Source organism: Streptomyces sp. NPDC053750, from assembly GCF_044544295.1.
GTDB lineage: Bacteria > Actinomycetota > Actinomycetes > Streptomycetales > Streptomycetaceae > Streptomyces.
Map to the genome: position 1 here is coordinate 159,865 of NZ_JBITXB010000014.1, position 15,925 is coordinate 175,789.

General features: G+C 71.4%; 13 protein-coding genes. 8 read left to right on the forward strand and 5 right to left on the reverse strand.

Annotated elements, in window-relative coordinates:
- The first annotated feature begins 15 nt into the window (after positions 1–15).
- The 3 genes from ACIGO6_RS31590 to ACIGO6_RS31600 all read left to right on the forward strand — a co-directional run bounded on the left by ACIGO6_RS31590 (position 16) and on the right by ACIGO6_RS31600 (position 4,219).
- Positions 16–783 (forward strand): glucose 1-dehydrogenase, encoded by a 768-nt coding sequence (locus tag ACIGO6_RS31590; RefSeq protein ID WP_399882372.1) that lies wholly within the window; start codon positions 16–18, stop codon positions 781–783.
- A 203-nt stretch (positions 784–986) separates the two neighbouring features.
- Positions 987–2,531 (forward strand): FadD3 family acyl-CoA ligase, encoded by a 1,545-nt coding sequence (locus ACIGO6_RS31595; protein ID WP_399882374.1) that lies wholly within the window; start codon positions 987–989, stop codon positions 2,529–2,531.
- A 74-nt stretch (positions 2,532–2,605) separates the two neighbouring features.
- Positions 2,606–4,219 carry a flavin-containing monooxygenase gene (locus tag ACIGO6_RS31600; RefSeq protein ID WP_399882376.1) on the forward strand — a complete coding sequence of 538 codons (1,614 nt, stop codon included), beginning with the start codon at positions 2,606–2,608 and terminating at the stop codon, positions 4,217–4,219.
- An 87-nt stretch (positions 4,220–4,306) separates the two neighbouring features.
- Here the strand turns inward: ACIGO6_RS31600 and ACIGO6_RS31605 are convergent, their stop codons facing one another.
- Positions 4,307–5,221, reverse strand: a complete 915-nt coding sequence (locus ACIGO6_RS31605) for an alpha/beta hydrolase (RefSeq protein WP_399882378.1) — start codon at positions 5,219–5,221, stop codon at positions 4,307–4,309.
- A complete protein-coding gene (locus ACIGO6_RS31610; RefSeq protein ID WP_399882380.1) occupies positions 5,218–5,982 on the reverse strand; it encodes a glucose 1-dehydrogenase in 765 nt (254 codons plus the stop codon). The genes ACIGO6_RS31605 and ACIGO6_RS31610 overlap by 4 nt, the downstream gene beginning before the upstream one ends.
- Positions 5,983–6,199: 217 nt before the next feature.
- On the opposite strand from ACIGO6_RS31610, the gene ACIGO6_RS31615 reads away from it, so the two are divergent.
- Both ACIGO6_RS31615 and ACIGO6_RS31620 read left to right on the forward strand, forming a co-directional pair.
- Entirely contained in the window at positions 6,200–6,832 is a 633-nt protein-coding gene (locus ACIGO6_RS31615; protein WP_399882382.1) for a PadR family transcriptional regulator, read from the forward strand.
- Between the two features lie 67 nt (positions 6,833–6,899).
- Entirely contained in the window at positions 6,900–7,514 is a 615-nt protein-coding gene (locus tag ACIGO6_RS31620) for a TetR/AcrR family transcriptional regulator (protein WP_399882384.1), read from the forward strand.
- 25 nt (positions 7,515–7,539) lie between these two features.
- Here ACIGO6_RS31620 and ACIGO6_RS31625 read toward each other — a convergent pair whose 3' ends face one another.
- Positions 7,540–8,463 carry an IclR family transcriptional regulator gene (locus ACIGO6_RS31625; RefSeq protein ID WP_399882386.1) on the reverse strand — a complete coding sequence of 308 codons (924 nt, stop codon included), beginning with the start codon at positions 8,461–8,463 and terminating at the stop codon, positions 7,540–7,542.
- Positions 8,464–8,659: 196 nt separating this feature from the next.
- Here ACIGO6_RS31625 and hsaA point away from each other — a divergent pair, with 196 nt between their 5' ends.
- The 3 genes from hsaA (at position 8,660) to ACIGO6_RS31640 (ending at position 12,480) form a co-directional block, all read left to right on the forward strand.
- On the forward strand, positions 8,660–9,829 hold the full coding sequence (gene hsaA, locus ACIGO6_RS31630; protein WP_399882388.1) for a 3-hydroxy-9,10-secoandrosta-1,3,5(10)-triene-9,17-dione monooxygenase oxygenase subunit: 1,170 nt from the start codon (positions 8,660–8,662) through the stop codon (positions 9,827–9,829).
- Positions 9,830–9,995: 166 nt separating this feature from the next.
- Positions 9,996–11,690, forward strand: a complete 1,695-nt coding sequence (locus ACIGO6_RS31635) for an FAD-dependent oxidoreductase (RefSeq protein ID WP_399882390.1) — start codon at positions 9,996–9,998, stop codon at positions 11,688–11,690.
- Between the two features lie 13 nt (positions 11,691–11,703).
- The gene (locus tag ACIGO6_RS31640; RefSeq protein WP_399882392.1) at positions 11,704–12,480 is read left to right on the forward strand and encodes an SDR family oxidoreductase; all 777 of its coding nucleotides are present in this window, start codon (positions 11,704–11,706) and stop codon (positions 12,478–12,480) included.
- A gap of 56 nt (positions 12,481–12,536) precedes the next feature.
- Here ACIGO6_RS31640 and ACIGO6_RS31645 read toward each other — a convergent pair whose 3' ends face one another.
- Both ACIGO6_RS31645 and ACIGO6_RS31650 read right to left on the reverse strand, forming a co-directional pair.
- Positions 12,537–14,963, reverse strand: a complete 2,427-nt coding sequence (locus ACIGO6_RS31645; RefSeq protein ID WP_399882394.1) for a SpoIIE family protein phosphatase — start codon at positions 14,961–14,963, stop codon at positions 12,537–12,539.
- Between the two features lie 619 nt (positions 14,964–15,582).
- Positions 15,583–15,804 carry a hypothetical protein gene (locus ACIGO6_RS31650; RefSeq protein WP_399882396.1) on the reverse strand — a complete coding sequence of 74 codons (222 nt, stop codon included), beginning with the start codon at positions 15,802–15,804 and terminating at the stop codon, positions 15,583–15,585.
- Positions 15,805–15,925 lie beyond the last annotated feature (121 nt).

Consider the following 15,925-nt stretch of genomic DNA (forward strand, 5'->3'; position numbering starts at 1 on the left):
GGAGAGAAGACCCCCATGGCGGATCTGCAGGGCAAGACGGTGATCATCACGGGTGGGGCGCGGGGACTCGGCGCGGAGGCCGGCCGGGCCGCCGTCGGAGCCGGCGCCCGAGTGGTGCTCACCGACGTACTGGAGGAGGAGGGGCGGACCGCCGCCGAGAAGCTGGGCGGGGACGCCCGGTTCCTCCGGCACGACGTCACCTCCGAGCAGAGCTGGCGCGAGGTCGTGGACTTCGCGGTCGCCGCATTCGGCCGGATCGACGGTCTGGTCAACAACGCGGGCATCTCGGGGGGTTCACACCCACTGGAGCAACAGTCGGTCGAGGACTTCCGCCGGGTGATCGACATCAACCTCACCGGTGTCTTCATCGGCATGCGGAGCGTGATCCCGGTGATGAAGGAGCACGGCGGCGGCTCCGTCGTCAACATCTCCTCCGCCGCCGGCCTCATGGGCCTGGCCCTGACCGCCGGGTACGGCGCGGCCAAGTGGGGTGTCCGCGGACTCACCAAGGTCGGCGCCGTGGAGCTGGGCACTGCCCGGGTCCGGGTCAACTCCGTCCACCCGGGCATGATCCACACCCCGATGACCGCCCACCTCGGCATCGAGCAGGGCGAGGGCGACTACCCCACCACACCCATGGGCCGGGTCGGACAGGCCCCGGAGATCGCGGCGGCGGTCGCGTTCCTGCTCTCGGACGCCGCCTCCTACATCACCGGCGCCGAGCTGGCCGTCGACGGCGGCTGGACCACGGGCCCGACAGTCCGACAGCTCACCGGCCAGTGAACGGCGGAGCGGCCCGGCACCCCCGGCACGTGCACGCGGTCACCCAGGTCGCCCGGAGAAGGAGACGAACCTGTGGCACCTTCCCGCTGACCGGGAGCCGCGCCCTGCGCCGGACCGCCTCCGCCTGTCAGGCTCCGACCCGCTGTAGTTCCAAGCCCACGCCCCCGTCGGGGGGCGGGGCGGCAGGGAGGACGTGACGGATCATGAGCGGCGCACAGACGATCGCCCGGCTCGCGGACTGGGCAGCAGAGCGCTACGGGGATGAGGAGGCCCTCGTCTTCGGCGAGGACCGCTGGACCTTCGCGGAGCTGCGCGACCGGGTCGCCCGGACGGCTCGCGCGGTGATCGCGCAGGGGGTGCGCCCCGGCGACTCGGTGGCCGTGTGGGCGGCCAACAGCTCCCGCTGGGTGGTGGCCGCGTTGGGCGCCGTGGCGGCGGGCGGGGTACTCGTCCCGGTGAACACGCGTTACAAGGCGGCCGAGGCAGCCGACATCCTGCGCCGCTCCCGCACCCGTCTGCTGTTCACCGAGCACGACTTCCTGGGCACCGACTACCGGGCGCTGCTCGCGGACTCGGGGGAGGAACTCCCCGTGTTGGAGCGGACGGTGGCACTCCACTCCCCGGACTGGTCCCGGTTCCTGTCGGGCGCGGAGCGGGTGACCGAGCAGGAGCGGCTCGCCCGCACCGCCGCCGTCCGCCCCACCGACACCGCCGACATCCTCTTCACCTCCGGCACCACCGGCCGCCCCAAGGGAGTCCCCACCACCCACGAGCAGAACCTGCGCGTCTACGACGCCTGGGCCCGCGCGGTCACCCTCCAGCACGGCGACCGCTACCTGCTGGTCAACCCGTTCTTCCACACCTTCGGCTACAAGGCCGGCATCATCGCCTGCCTGCTCTTCGGGGCCACGATCGTCCCGGAACAGGTCTTCGACGCGCGGACCGTCCTCGGCCGGATGCAGGACGAGCGGATCTCCGTCCTCACCGGCGCCCCCACGGTCTTCACCTCGCTCATCCACCATCCCGAGCGCGAGAGGTACGACCTGACCTCGATGCGGATGGCGGTCACCGGCGCGGCGAACATCCCCACCGAACTCATCGAGCAGATACGGAAGTGCATCGGCGCGCGGAACGTCAACACCGCATACGGACTGACCGAGTCGACGGGCGTGGTCACGATCTGTGAACCGCACGAGTCCCCTCAGACCCTGGCCCAGACCTCCGGAACCGCACTGGCGGGCACCGAACTGCGCATCGACGCACCACCCGGGGAACCCGGAGAGATCCTCACCCGCGGCTACCACGTGATGCACGGATACCTCGACGATCCCGAGGCCACCGCCGAGGCGGTCGACGCGGACGGCTGGCTGCACACGGGGGACGTCGGCGTGCTGGACGAGCGCGGGTTCCTGCGGATCACCGACCGGCTCAAGGACATGTTCGTGGTGGGCGGGTTCAACGTGTACCCGGCGGAGGTCGAGCAGGCGCTGCGCGGCCATCCGGCCGTGCTGGACGCGGCGGTGGTGGGCATGCCGGACACGCGGCTCGGTGAGGTCGGCGTCGCCTACTGCGTGCCGGCGGCCGGGGCCCGGATCGACCCGGCGGAACTGACCGCGTACACGCGTGAGCGCCTGGCCAACTTCAAGACCCCGCGCGCCTTCCACTCGCTGACGGAACTTCCGCACAACGCGGCGGGCAAGGTCGACAAGGGCGCGCTGCGACGGCTGGCGAAGGCGACGAGGGTGTGAGGCGCACCGAGGAACTGGACGAGCCCATCCCGTCCCCTCCGTGGGGACAGCCACTGCATGAGGAGAGTACGCACATGAACGCCAGCATCACCGAGTCCGTCGACGTCGTGGTCATCGGCGCAGGGGTCACCGGCCTGTACGCCGTGCACAAGCTGCGGGAACTCGGTTTCACCGTGCGCGGCTTCGAACGCGGGCACGACGTGGGCGGCGTGTGGTACTGGAACCGCTACCCGGGCGCCCGCTGCGACGTGGAGTCCGTGGACTACTCGTACTCCTTCGACGAGGAACTCCAGCAGGAGTGGGACTGGAGCGAGAAGTACGCCGCCCAGCCGGAGATCATGCGCTACCTGCGCCATGTCGCCGACCGCTTCGACCTCCGCCGCAGCTACGCCTTCTCCACCTCGGTGACCTCGGCCGAGCTGGACGAGGAGGCACTGCGCTGGACGCTGCGCACCGACCGCGGCCAGGTGGTGTCGGCGAGGTTCTGCGTGTTCGCCGTCGGCTGCCTCTCCAGCACCCACCGACCGGACATCCCGGGCGTCGAGGAGTTCACCGGGGCGACGTACCACACCGGTGAATGGCCGCACGAGGGCGTGGACTTCACCGGGCTGCGCGTCGGTGTGATCGGCACCGGCTCCTCCGGCATCCAGTCCATTCCCCTGATCGCCGAGCAGGCCTCCCACCTGACCGTCTTCCAGCGCAGCGCCAACTACAGCATCCCGGCCGGCAACGAGCCACTGGACGACGAGACGCGCAGGCGGCAGAAGGACGGATACGCCGAGCGGCGGCGGCTGTCCCGGATCAGCGGCGGCGGCTCCCCGCACAGGGCGCACCCGTCCCGGACGTTCGAGGTGTCCGAGGAGGAGCGGCGGGCCGCGTTCGAGAAGCGCTGGGAACTGGGTGGCGTCCTGTACTCGAAGACGTTCCCGGACCAGCTCTCGGACCTCCGGGCCAACGGGGCGGCGCGCGCGTTCTGGGAGGAGAAGGTCCGCGCCCTCATCGACGATCCGGAGGTCGCCGATCTGCTGGTCCCCACCGACCATCCGATCGGCACCAAGCGGATCGTCACCGACACGGACTACTACGAGACGTTCAACCGCGACAACGTGCGCCTGGTCGGTCTGCGCGAGAACGCGATCGAACGGATCGACGGCGCCGGGATCGTGCTGGCGGACGGCACACTGGTGGAGCTGGACGCGATCGTGTTCGCGACCGGCTTCGACGCGATGACCGGAGCGGTGGACCGGATCGACGTCCGCGGCCGCGGTGGCCGGAAGCTGAAGGAGGTCTGGCAGGAGGGCCCCCGTACCTACCTGGGCCTGGGAGTCGACGGCTTCCCGAACCTGTTCAACCTCACTGGGGCCGGCAGCCCGTCCGTACTGGCCAACGTGGTCCTGTGTGCCGAGCAGCACGGTGACTGGCTCGGCGACTGCCTGCGCCACCTCCACGAGCACGGTTACCTCGCGATCGAGGCGAACGAGGAGGCCGTCGAGCAGTGGGTCGCGGAGTGCCGGGACCGGGCGGCCGCCACCCTGCTCACCTCGGCGAATTCCTGGTACCTCGGGGCCAACATCCCGGGCAAGCCGAGGGTGTTCATGCCGTATGTCGGCGGGCTCGGGGCCTACGGGGAGATCCTGGCGGAAGTGGCGGAGTCGGGGTACAAGGGGTTCGACCTGATCAAGGGCTGACCCGCCCGTGGCACAGCCGTGCGCCCCGTCCCTCACCGGAGCCGGTGAGGGACGGGGCGCACACGTACACCGCCGTCGTCCGGGCCGTCAGTCCACGTCGAGTGCCTTGCGCAGGGCGGTGAAGGCGGCGTCGCAGGCCATGGCCGCCTCGGGCAGGGCGGTGGCCATGGACAGGAAGCCGTGGAACATCCCGGCGTAGTGGTGGGCCTCCACGGGGACTCCGGCCGCGGTGAGGGCATCCGCGTAGGCCAGACCGTCGTCCCGCAGGGGGTCGAGGCCGGCGGTGACGACGTACGCCGCCGGCAGCCCGGACAGATCGGCGCAAGCCAGAGGCGCGGCACACGGGTTGGCCCGGTCCGCCGACTCCGGCAGGTACCCGTCCCAGTACCAGCGCAGATGGTCGGAGGTGAGGAAGTACCCCTGGCCGTTCTCCCGGTGGGAGGGGCGGGAGCGGGTGGGGTCGAGCATCGGATAGTAGAGCGCCTGGAAGGCGATCGCGGGGCCGCCCCGGTCACGGGAGAGCAGGGTGAGGACGGTGGCGAGGTTGGCGCCCGCGCTGTCTCCGGCGACGGCGATCCGGCGGCCCGGGTAGGTCCTGGCCGTCCACAGCAGGGCCGTGTACGCGTCCTTGGGGGCGGCGGGGAAGGGGTGCTCGGGGGCGCGGCGGTAGTCCACGGAGACGATGACCGCCCCAGTGGCGTCGGCGATCGCCCGGCAGAAGCCGTCGTGGCTGTCGAGGTCGCACAGGACGAATCCGCCGCCGTGGCAGAACAGGACCACGGGGGCGTCGTCGTGGACACGGTCGTGGTACACGCGCACGGGCACGCCGTCCGCGTCCTCGTCCGAGACATGGGCCACGGGGAGCGGGGCGACGGCGGCTTGGGGACGGGCGGCGAAGAAGGCGCGTACCTCGGCGATGTCCGTCATCTCCGTTCCCAGCGGGGGGAAATGCGCGGTGGCCAGGTCGATGACCGCCTGGACCTCGGGGCTGGGCCGGGTCACGCGTCCGCCCCCTTCTGGGAGAAGACCGGCATCCGTCCCGCCGACGCCCCGCCGTCCACGGCGAGCTCGGCACCGGAGAGGTACGACGCGTCGTCGGAGGCGAGGAACGCGACGAGCCGGGCGACCTCCTCGGGCTCCCCCACCCGTCCGAGCGGCGCGCCGGGGTGCTCCTTCGTACCCAGGTGGCCGGTCATCGCCGTGGCGATGGCCCCCGGATGGACGGAGTTCACACGGATACCGTCGGCGCCGAGCTCCAGCGCGGCCGTCCTGGTCAGACCGCGCAGCCCCCACTTGGCGGCCCCGTAGGAGCCGTGCCCCCACATGCCCTGCAGGCCGGCCTGGGAGGAGATGTTGACGATGGACCCGCCCCCGCCGGCCCTCATCGCCGCGGCGACGGCGCGGATGCCGAGGAACGGACCGATCAGATTGACCCGGAGGAGCGCCTCCAGACGGGCCGGGTCCTCCTCCACGATGGGCGAGGTGGTGTAGATCGCGGCGTTGTTGACGAGTATGTCGAGCCGGCCGAAACCGTCCACGGCGGCGGCCACGGCGGCCTGCCACGACTTCTCGTCGGTCACGTCATGCCGTACGAAACGGGCGGCGGAGCCGAGGGCCGCCGCCGTCGCCCGGCCCTCCACCTCCAGCACGTCGGTGAGGACGACCCTCGCCCCGAGGGCGACGAACAGGCGCGCCTCGGCCTCGCCCATGCCGCGTGCCGCGCCGGTGACGAGCGCGACCTTTCCTGCCAGATCGACGGACATCAGCGGTTCTCCTGGTCTGGGGATGCTCGGAAGAAGCCTCGTGTCCCGCCGACACGGGGCACTCCGGGAGCCTGCCCCTGTCAGGCCCTTCGGCGTGAGTGTCCTTTCCCGGTGAGTGGGAGCTGGGTGGGCCCGCGCGGTGGCCGCGATGCCGCGATGCACCGCCCGGCCGCCGCCGCCCGGCCGGATCCGCGCACCGGCTCCGTAGACTGCCCGTATGGCTGAGCAGAGGCAGGGCGACGCGGACAGCACCGGCGTGGTCGACGACGAGCGCCGGCCCGCGCTGCCGGCGACCAGCTGGGCGGTACTGGGTCTGCTCTCCTTCGGAGAGGAGCTGTCCGGCTACGACCTGAAGAAGTGGTCGGACTGGTCGCTGCGCTTCTTCTACTGGAGCCCGTCGTTCAGCCAGATCTACGGCGAACTCAAACGCCTGGAGAAGGTCGGCTACGTCTCGTCCCGGATGGTGGCCCAGGAAACGGGCAGCCGGGACAAGCGGGTGTACCGGATGACGGACGAGGGCCTGGCGGCCGTACGCACCTGGGCGCGCGAGGCGCCGGTGGAGCCGCCGGTGCTGAAACACGGCGTGATGCTGCGGTTGTGGCTCGGGCACCTGCTGGATCCGGAGCAGATGCGCGAGGTGCTGGGCCGGCACCGGGAGTACGCCGAGCGGATGCGGCGGCACGCGGCGGCGGACGCCGAGGGGTCACGGGGCAAGGAGGAGTGGGCGTATCCCACGCTCACCCTCAAGTGGGCGGAGCGCTACTACGCATCGGAGCGTGACCTGGCCGACGCCATGCTCGCCGACATCGAGGAGCTCGCCTCCGGCCGCGACGGCACGGCCCGGCCGTAGGCCCTGCGCAAGTACACCGATCCGGACCCGCCGGAGGAGCCGGCCCGCAGGAAGCGAGAATGAGTCAGTGCCGAACAGCAGCAGGAAGCCCACGACGAAGCCGTCCCCCGAGCGCCGGGAGGAGATCCTCGCCATCGCCGGCGAGGTGTTCGCCGCGCAGGGTTACAACGCCACCACCGTCCGCAAGATCGCGGACGCTGCCGGCATGCTGGCGGGCAGCCTCTACTACCACTTCGACTCCAAGGAGTCGATGCTCGACGAGATCCTCTCCACCTTCCTGGACGACCTCTGGGCCGGGTACGACGCCGTCCTCGCCGCCGAGCTCGGCCCCAGGGAGACCATCGAGGCACTCGTGACCGAGTCCTTCCGGCAGATCGACCGGCACGGCGCCGCGGTGTCGATCTACCAGAAGGAGTCCAGACACCTCTCCGCGCACTCCCGCTTCGCCTATCTCGCCGACTCGCAGCAGAGGTTCGAGAAGGCTTGGCTCAGCACGCTGGAGCGCGGAGTCGCCGGCCGGGTCTTCCGCGCCGACCTCGACATCCGGCTCACCTACCGCTTCGTGCGCGACACCGTCTGGGTCGCCGCGTCCTGGTACCGTCCGGGCGGACAGCACAGTCCCGAGGAGATCGCCCGCCAGTACCTCTCCATGGTCCTGGACGGCATCGCCCAGCGGATCTGACCCGCCTCCCCCCCCGGTACCGGCCCTACATCCACTCCGCGAAGCGCATCCAGGACATCATGGTGTCCACCTCCGCACGGTCCATGACCTCCCTGGTGTGCGAGCCGTCCTGCGCCCCGGGACCCGTCGCCTGCCGTGCCGCCGCGCGAGACGACCCGCGACCGACGGTCGCGCGCCCCGGTCCGTACAGAGAGGACCACACGGCGCGCGCGGTGCCGGCCACGGCGGGGGCCATCCGCTCCAGTTCGCGATGCGTTCCGTTCCCGCAGACCGAGATCGACGCGATCGCGCGCCCCGCACCGCGCAGCGGTGCCGCCACACACGCCACGCCCCGGAACGCCTCCTCCCGGTCGAACGCCACACCGCGCTCCCGGATCCGGGCCAGCTCCTGAGCGAAGTACCGGGGACGCGTGATGGTGTACGGGGTACGCGGCCGCAGCCCGGACCGCACCACCTCCGCCACCAGGGAGGGCTCGCTGAAGGCGAGGATCGCCTTGCCCGTCCCGGTGCAGTACGCCGGCTGTCGGCCGCCGATGCGGGAGGGCACGGAGGAGTCGGCGGCGCTGGAGATCCGTTCCAGGTACACCACCTCGGGCCCGTCGATGACGGCGAGGTGGACCACGTGCCCCAGCTTCTCGTGCAGGGCGTGCAGATGGGGCAGGGCAGCCTGGCGCAGCCGGTTGTGGTGCGACGCCATCGCGCCGAGCTCCAGCATCCGCATGCCGAGGCAGTAGTGCCGACCGTCCCGATCCAGCCAGCGCAGCTGCACCAGCTGGTCGAGGATGCGGTGCGCGGAGGAGCGGGGGAGCCCGGAGCGGGCTCCCACCTGCGTGAGCGTCAATCGTGGCGTCGACCCCTGGAAGGCGCTGAGGACGCGGGCAGCCTTCTCCAGCAGTGACGGGGGCGGCTGGACTGCGTGGCCGGCGGGGTGAACGGGCTGCACTGCCATCGGCGACTCCTCCGAAGAGAGGGGCGGGCATGGAGAGACACAGGAGAAAACCACGGGTTTCGGCCACGTTTCCTGGCGTTGTCGAGAGGTTGCCACGGTTCCCGCTCAGTGGGAACCCTGTATTTCGTTCCGAAATAACAAGTCGTAGGTTCATGGCACTTTCCCACCTCCGCATCCCGACCCCAGAGAGGCCGCCATGAGCCACCGAGAGGTCCTCGCCGCCGTACGGGAACTCGCTCCGACGCTGCGTGAGCGCGCCGCCGAAGCCGAGGAACTGCGCCGGATCCCCGAGGCCTCGATCAAGGAGATCGAGGACACCGGGTTCTTCCGCCTGCTGCAGCCCCGTGCCCACGGCGGCCACGCGGCCGACCCCGCGATCTTCTACGAGGCGGTCAAGGAGATTGCCAGGGCCTGCGGCTCCACCGGCTGGGTCGCCTCCGTCCTCGGCGTCCACCCCTGGCACGTGGCGCTCTTCGACCCGAGGGCACAGGAGGAGGTGTGGGGCGCCGACTCCACGACGAGGATCGCATCCTCCTACGCACCGACCGGGACGGTCACGCCCGCCGACGGAGGATTCCGCATCTCCGGGCGCTGGCACTTCTCCTCCGGCTGCGACCACACCGACTGGGCGCTGCTCGGCGGCCTCGTCCTCGGCGAGGACGGCGCACCGCTGGACATGCGCACCTTCCTCGTGCCCAAGGCGCAGTACACGGTCGACCCCGTGTGGGACACCGTCGGGCTCCGCGGCACCGGCAGCAACGACATCGTGCTCGACGACGTCTTCGTCCCCGAACACCGGGCGCTCAGCTTCGGCCCCGTCACGGCCCTCAGGGCGCCGGGGCAGAAGCTGAACCAGGAACCGCTGTACCGGCTGCCGTACGCGGCGGTGTTCACCACCACCATCTCCACCCCGATCGTCGGCATCGCCGAGGGTGCATGTGACTCCTACCTCGACGCCACCAGCAAGCGCTTCCGGGTCTCCTACGGGCAGAAGGTCGCCGAGGACCCCTTCGCGCAGGTGCGCATCGCCCGGGCGGCGAGCGACATCGACGCCTCCTGGCTCCAACTGCGCCACAACATCGAGGAGCTGTACGCGTGCGCCCGGCGCGGGGAGGACCCGCCGACGATCCTGCGTGCCCGGGCCCGCCGCGACCAGGTGCTCGCCACCGAGCGCTGTGTGGCGGCGGTCGACCTGCTCGTGGAGAACGCCGGCGGCAACGCCATGCGCACCGGCCCCAACCCGGTCCAGCGGGCCTGGCGCGACGCCCACACCGGCCGCGGTCACGCCGCCAACGACCCCGAGCGCGCGCTGATCCTCTACGGCCAGGGCGCCCTCGGCCTCGACATCCAGGACACGATGCTCTGACAGGAGCCCAGGTGACAGACTTCGCTCACGCGTCGGCCGCCGGCACCGCCGAGGCGGTCGGGTCCATCCTCCACCTCCACGAGCCCGGGCCGGCGGCTGCTGCGGCTTTCGTGGCCGCTGCGCAGTGGGCGCCTTCCGACGACCCCGACACGACGAGGCAGCAGCGATGAACAACACAAGGGAAACAAGGGAAACCTGGGACCACACCTACGACGTGGTGGTGATCGGGTCCGGCGCGGCCGGCATGGCCGCCGCCCTCACCGCCCGGCTGCGCGGACTCAGCGCACTCGTGATCGAGAAGACCGACCGCTACGGCGGCTCGACCGCACTGTCGGGCGGCGCGATCTGGGTCCCGAACAACCTCCACCTCGACGCGGCCGGCATCGGCGACACCCCGGAGAAGGCCCGCGCCTACCTCGACGCGACCGTCGGCGACCGCGTCCCGGCCGCGCGCAAGGACGCTTACCTCGCCCACGGCCCGTCCATGGTGCGGGAGTTCCACGAGAAGACGGCCGTACGCTTCGTCCACACGCCCGGCTACTCCGACTACTACCCCGAGCGGCCCGGCGGCTGCCCGCAGGGACGCTCCGTCGAACCGCGGATCTTCGACCTCAACAGACTCACTCCCGAGCAGCGCGCCACCATGCGGCGCGCGGGCCTGCCTACGTACGGACTCACCATCACCTCCTACGACTTCCGGTACCTCAACATGGTCGCCCGCACCTGGGCGGGCCGCAGGACGTCCGCGAAGGTCGGGCTGCGCGCCCTCAAGGCCCTGGCCACCGGGAAGAAGCTGCTCTCCCTCGGGGAGGCGCTCGTGGCCAGGATGCGGTACTCACTCCACGAACTCGGCGGCGAGCTGTGGCTGTCCGCACCGCTCACCGGGCTGGTGACCGGGCCGGACGGCACCGTCACCGGCGTGCGGGTCGGCCGGAACGGCAAGGAGACGACCGTACGGGCCACCGGCGGGGTCGTCCTGGCGTCCGGTGGCTTCTCGCACAGCCAGGCGCTGCGGGAGAAGCACCTCCCGTCGCCGACCTCCACCGAGTGGACGTCCGCGGCCGAGGGACAGACGGGCGACGCGCTCCGGATGGCGATCGACGCCGGCGCGGCGGTCGACCTGATGGACAAGGTATGGGGAGCACCGTCGGCGGTACCGCCGGGCGGGAAACCGTTCTTCCTCGTCGCGGACCGCGGCATCCCGGGCATGGTCATCGTGAACCAGGCGGGCGAACGCTACGCCAACGAAGCGGCCCCCTACCACGAGTTCGTCGACGCGATGTACGCGAACCACACCCCCACGGCCTCCACCGTGCCGTCATGGCTGATCCTCGACGCGACGTCCAAGGCGCGCTACCTCTTCATGGGCCTCTTCCCGGGACAGCCGTTCCCGAAGAAATGGACCGACAGCGGCTTCGTGAAGAAGGCCCCCACCCTCGACGCACTCGCCACCCGGACGGGCGTCCCCGCCGAGCGGCTGCGCGCGACCGTGGAGCGCTTCAACGACTTCGCGCACCGGGGCCACGACGAGGACTTCCGGCGCGGCGAGAGCGTCTACGACCGCTACTACGGCGACCCGACCCTCCCCAACCCCAATCTGGCCCCGCTGCAGAAGCCGCCCTTCTACGCCGTCCCGATCCAGCCGGGCGACATCGGCACCAAGGGAGGCCCGGTCACCGACGCCCAGGCGCGGGTGCTGCGGGAGGACGGCTCCGCCATCGAGGGGCTGTACGCGTCCGGCAACGTCTCCGCCGCGGTGATGGGCGACACCTACCCCGGGCCCGGTGCGACCATCGGCCCGGCCATGACCTTCAGCTGGATCGCCGTCAACCACATCGCCGACGCCCTGACCGCTCGCTGACCCGGAGCACACCATGCCACGTACGTGTCTCGTCACCGGTGCCGCCTCCGGCATCGGGAAGGCCACCGCCGACCTGCTGCGGAAGCAGGGCCATGAGGTCATCGGCGCGGACCTCGCCGACAGCGACATCCGTGCCGACCTGTCCAAGAGCGACGGCAGGGCCGAACTCGTCCTGCGCGCACGGGAGCTGTCAGGTGGCCGGCTGAACGCCGTCATCGCCTGCGCGGGCGTCGCGGACTTCGGCCCTCTCACCGTCAGGGTCAACCATTTCGGCGCCGTCGCCACCCTGGAAGGCCTGCGCCCGCTGCTGGCCGCGGGCGCCGATCCGCGCGCCCTCGTCATCGGGTCGGTCGACTCCGTGCACCCGACCGACCCGGCAATCGTCGACGCCGCGCTCGCCGGCGACGAGGAAGCGGCCGTCGCCGCCGTCCGGGCGGCCGTCGACCGGGGCGAAGGGCACCTCACCTACTCCTCCTCCAAGGCCGCCGTCTCCCGCTGGGTCCGGCGCCGCGCCGTCACCGCCGACTGGGCCGGTACGGGCATCCCGCTCAACGCCGTGGCACCCGGCGTGATCCTCACCCCGATGACCCGGCCTCTGCTCGACGACCCGGAGATGCGCGCGCTCGTCGAGCAGAGCGTGCCGATGCCGCTGCACGGCCACGCCCACCCCGAGCAGGTGGCAGCGCTCGCCGGCTGGCTGACCTCGCCCGAGAACACCCATGTGACCGGCCAGGTGGTCTTCATGGACGGAGGGGCCGACGCGGTCCTGCGCGGGGACCGTGTCTGGTGAGTCCGCGCACTCACCGGGGTGCATGGAGCCACAGAACACATCAAGTTGTTCCTGGCTCAGTGGGCGGTGAGGGCTTGTTCGGTCCAGACGGTTTTGTGGGTGGGGGTGTGGCGGGTGCCCCAACGGCGGGCGAGTTGAGCGACGAGGAGCAGGCCGCGTCCTCCCTCGTCGAAGATCCGGGCGCGTCGCATGTGGGGCGTGGTGTTGCTGGTGTCGGTGACTTCGCAAATAAGGGTGTTGGGTTCGTGGATGAGTCTGAGCTGGATGGGTGGGTGGCCGTAGCGGATGGCGTTGGTGACGAGCTCGCTGACGATGAGTTCGGTGGTGAAGACGCTGTCGGTGAGATTCCAGGTGGTCAGCCGGTCGGTGGCGAGTTGGCGGGCCCGGGCGACGTCGGTGTGGTCGCAGGTCAGGTCCCAGGCGGCGACACAGTCGGGGTCGAGGGCGCGGGTGCGGGCGATGATCAGGGCGATGTCGTCTTCCGGGCGGTGGGTGAGCAGGTCGGTGAGGACCTGGTCGCAGACCGATTCCGGTGTCTGTGCGGGGCGGGCGACGGCGGCGAACATTTTGTCGAGGGCTTCGTCGATGTCATGGTCGCGGGGTTCGAGGAGTCCGTCGGTGTAGAGGGCGAGGAGGCTGCCTTCGGGCAGTTCGGTCTCGCTGGTCTCGAAGGGCAGGCCGCCCAGGCCCAGGGGCGGGCCGGCCGGGACGTCGAGGAGGTAGACGGCGCCGTCGGGGGTGACCACGGCGGGTGGGGGATGGCCGGCCCGGGCGAGGGTGCAGCGGCGGGAGACCGGGTCGTAGACGGCGTACAGGCAGGTGGTGCCGATGCCCCCGGCGGTCTCGGTCGCGCCTCCCGTGACGGCCACATCGGTGGACAGGCGTATGACGAGGTCGTCGAGGTGGGTGAGCAATTCGTCGGGCGGCAGGTCGACGTCGGCCAGGGTGCGCACCGCGGTGCGCAGCAGGCCCATGGTGGCCGAGGCGCGGATGCCATGGCCGACCACGTCACCCACGACGAGGGCCACACGTGCGCCGGACAGCGGGATCACGTCGAACCAGTCGCCGCCCACGCCCGCCCGGCCACCGGCAGGCAGGTAACGGGAGGCGATGTCGAGGGCCGCCTGGTCGGGCAGGGTCTGCGGGAGCAGGCTGCGTTGCAGGGTCATGGTGGTGGTGCGGTCGCGCTGGTGCCGACGGGTGTGGTGAATGTGGTCGGCGGCGCGGGTGGTGAGTTGTTCGGCGAGCCACTGGTCTTCGGGGGTGAAGGGCTGGGGGTTGCGGTGGCGGCCGTAGAGGACCGTGCCGAGGGTGGTGTCGCCGGAGTGCAGCGGTACCACCATCAGCGCGTGGGTGCCCGTTTCGCGGATCGGGGCGGCGTGGGGGTCCTGGCCCAACCACTGGGCGAGGGCGGGGTCGGTGGTGGTGTAGCGGGCGCTGTGGCCCTGCGCCAGGCACTGGGCGACGGGGGAGGGGGGAGGGTAGGTGGTGAGCCGGCCGGCCCGGGCGGGGGTTTCGGGGTGTCCGACGAGGATGGACTGCACCGCGGTGCGGCGCAGGGTGAGTCCGACCGGCGAGGGTGTCTCGTTGCTGGTGCGGGGGTCGTCGAGCAGTTCGACGACGGTGAAGTCGGCGAGAGGGGGGACGGCGGCGTCCGCCAGCTCCTGCGCGGTGCGGGCGATGTCCGGGGTGGTGCCGATGCGGGCGCCGGCGTCTTTGAGCAGCAGTGTGTGCTGCGGGGCGGGCGCCTCCTGTGCCGGGTGGTGCGCGGCCAGGCATACGGCACGCACCCGGCCGTCGGCATCTTTCACCGGGGCCAGCGAGGTGGGCCGGCTGGGCTGTGGGCCCGGTGCCGGCGTGGGAAGGATGCCGGGATGGAGGTACTGCGGCTCGCCGGTCTCCAGGGCCTGGCGGATGCGGTGATCGGCTTCCTCGCTCAGACGGTGCGGGGCGATCTCCGGCAGGCGCAGCCCGCGCATCTCGTTCTGCGTGAAGCCGGCCGCGCGTTCCATGGCGGCGTTCGCCTGTACCAGTCGCCGGTCGGTGTCGAAGACGGCCAGGCCACAGGGGGAGTGGGTGAAGGCCCATTCCGCCAGTGCCGTGTCCTGGAGCCCGCTGGGACGGGGCGCCACGGCGGACACCAGGAGCCAGTCGCCGGCCGGATCGCCGTGGGGGCGCCGGTTGGCGAGCAGCCGTAGTCTGAGCCGACTGCCGTCGTGGTGGCGCACCGCCACGCTGCCGCTCCACCTGTCCCGGCCGGGCGTGTCCGGCCGCGTGCTCTCGCCCGGGGCGTCGGCGAGCAGGTGGGTGGCGGGGTGTCCAACGACCTGCCCGCTCTCGTAGCCGAGCAGCCGGCGGGCCCCCTCGCTCCACGCCGTCACGACGCCCTGCGCATTGACGGTGGCCGAGGCCGTGTACGCCTGCCCGCCGAAGTCGTCCGCCCTGCCGGTCGCCTCACCAGGAGGCGTGGGAAGTCGCTCCATCGCCACTCATCTCGCCCTCGGTAGATCCCTTCCCCGCGGTTCCCAGGGGAACCCGCGTGGCCAAGGCCCTCCTGACAAGCATGATCCTGCGAGGCACGCAGCACCAACGGGACACCGTCGTCGACGAGCTGCCCGGGGTGTCCGGGGGTGCGTTGTGTCGTGATCCGGGCAGTGGTGGAGCGGAGTCTTCGCGGGTTGTGCGCGTTCCGGGTGGTGGGCGGTTTATCTGGATTGGCCGAGTTCCGGGGCGACCCGCCTGAGCGCTCCCGCGGACTTCCTGGGGACGCCGGGTTACATGGCTCCTGGAGCGGGCGCACGGGGAGCCGACGCCGGTCCTGTTCGGGCTGCTGGCCAAGGACCCCGCGCAGCGGATGGACGGTGCCGACGCCTCCCGACGGCTCGCCGCCATCGCCGCCCGGCCCGCCCCCGCCACTGCACCGACACGGGGACGGACAAGGCGCACCACAAGGTGCTCGGCGAGGCCTGCTGGTGCAGGTCAGGAACGCTTCGCGGGGTGTGATCACGCTGGTGGAGTCACACGCCGCACACATGCGCCGACACCGGCCGGTGACTGTGCCGGGCCTGGCCGGAACGCGAGGTCAACACTGGTTGCCTCGGATCAGGGCGGGGTGCAGCCCGGCGGATCCCAGACGAGCGAGCCGCCCTCGATGTGGTTGCCCGTGCAGGGCCCGTACGGTGCCGCGCTCGACGACTGCGCCGCGGCCGTCGTGGGCTGGGGCGCCGCCTGGGCGCCCGCCACGCCCACCGCCGCGGTGAGCAGCGCAGCAGCGCACGACGCGCCGGCGAGGTGCCGGATGCACCTGCGGGTGCTTGCCGTCATGACGATCTCCTTCCAGGGGGGATGGGCTGCTTACCCACCAGCGTGGAAGGCCGGTCACGAGGGCGTCAACGAGCCCAAGGGACCTGTCACACCATTGGGACATTTCATGACATCTGAGCCG

Bases quoted from the DNA above. Each gene is read 5' to 3' on its own strand.
- ACIGO6_RS31590 (WP_399882372.1), top strand. From the start codon at position 16: ATGGCGGATCTGCAGGGCAAGACGGTGATCATCACGGGTGGGGCGCGG.
- ACIGO6_RS31595 (WP_399882374.1), top strand. From the start codon at position 987: ATGAGCGGCGCACAGACGATCGCCCGGCTCGCGGACTGGGCAGCAGAG.
- ACIGO6_RS31600 (WP_399882376.1), top strand. From the start codon at position 2,606: ATGAACGCCAGCATCACCGAGTCCGTCGACGTCGTGGTCATCGGCGCA.
- ACIGO6_RS31610 (WP_399882380.1), bottom strand. From the start codon at position 5,982: ATGTCCGTCGATCTGGCAGGAAAGGTCGCGCTCGTCACCGGCGCGGCA.
- ACIGO6_RS31615 (WP_399882382.1), top strand. From the start codon at position 6,200: ATGGCTGAGCAGAGGCAGGGCGACGCGGACAGCACCGGCGTGGTCGAC.
- ACIGO6_RS31625 (WP_399882386.1), bottom strand. From the start codon at position 8,463: ATGGCAGTGCAGCCCGTTCACCCCGCCGGCCACGCAGTCCAGCCGCCC.
- hsaA (WP_399882388.1), top strand. From the start codon at position 8,660: ATGAGCCACCGAGAGGTCCTCGCCGCCGTACGGGAACTCGCTCCGACG.
- ACIGO6_RS31635 (WP_399882390.1), top strand. From the start codon at position 9,996: ATGAACAACACAAGGGAAACAAGGGAAACCTGGGACCACACCTACGAC.
- ACIGO6_RS31640 (WP_399882392.1), top strand. From the start codon at position 11,704: ATGCCACGTACGTGTCTCGTCACCGGTGCCGCCTCCGGCATCGGGAAG.
- ACIGO6_RS31645 (WP_399882394.1), bottom strand. From the start codon at position 14,963: ATGGAGCGACTTCCCACGCCTCCTGGTGAGGCGACCGGCAGGGCGGAC.
- ACIGO6_RS31650 (WP_399882396.1), bottom strand. From the start codon at position 15,804: ATGACGGCAAGCACCCGCAGGTGCATCCGGCACCTCGCCGGCGCGTCG.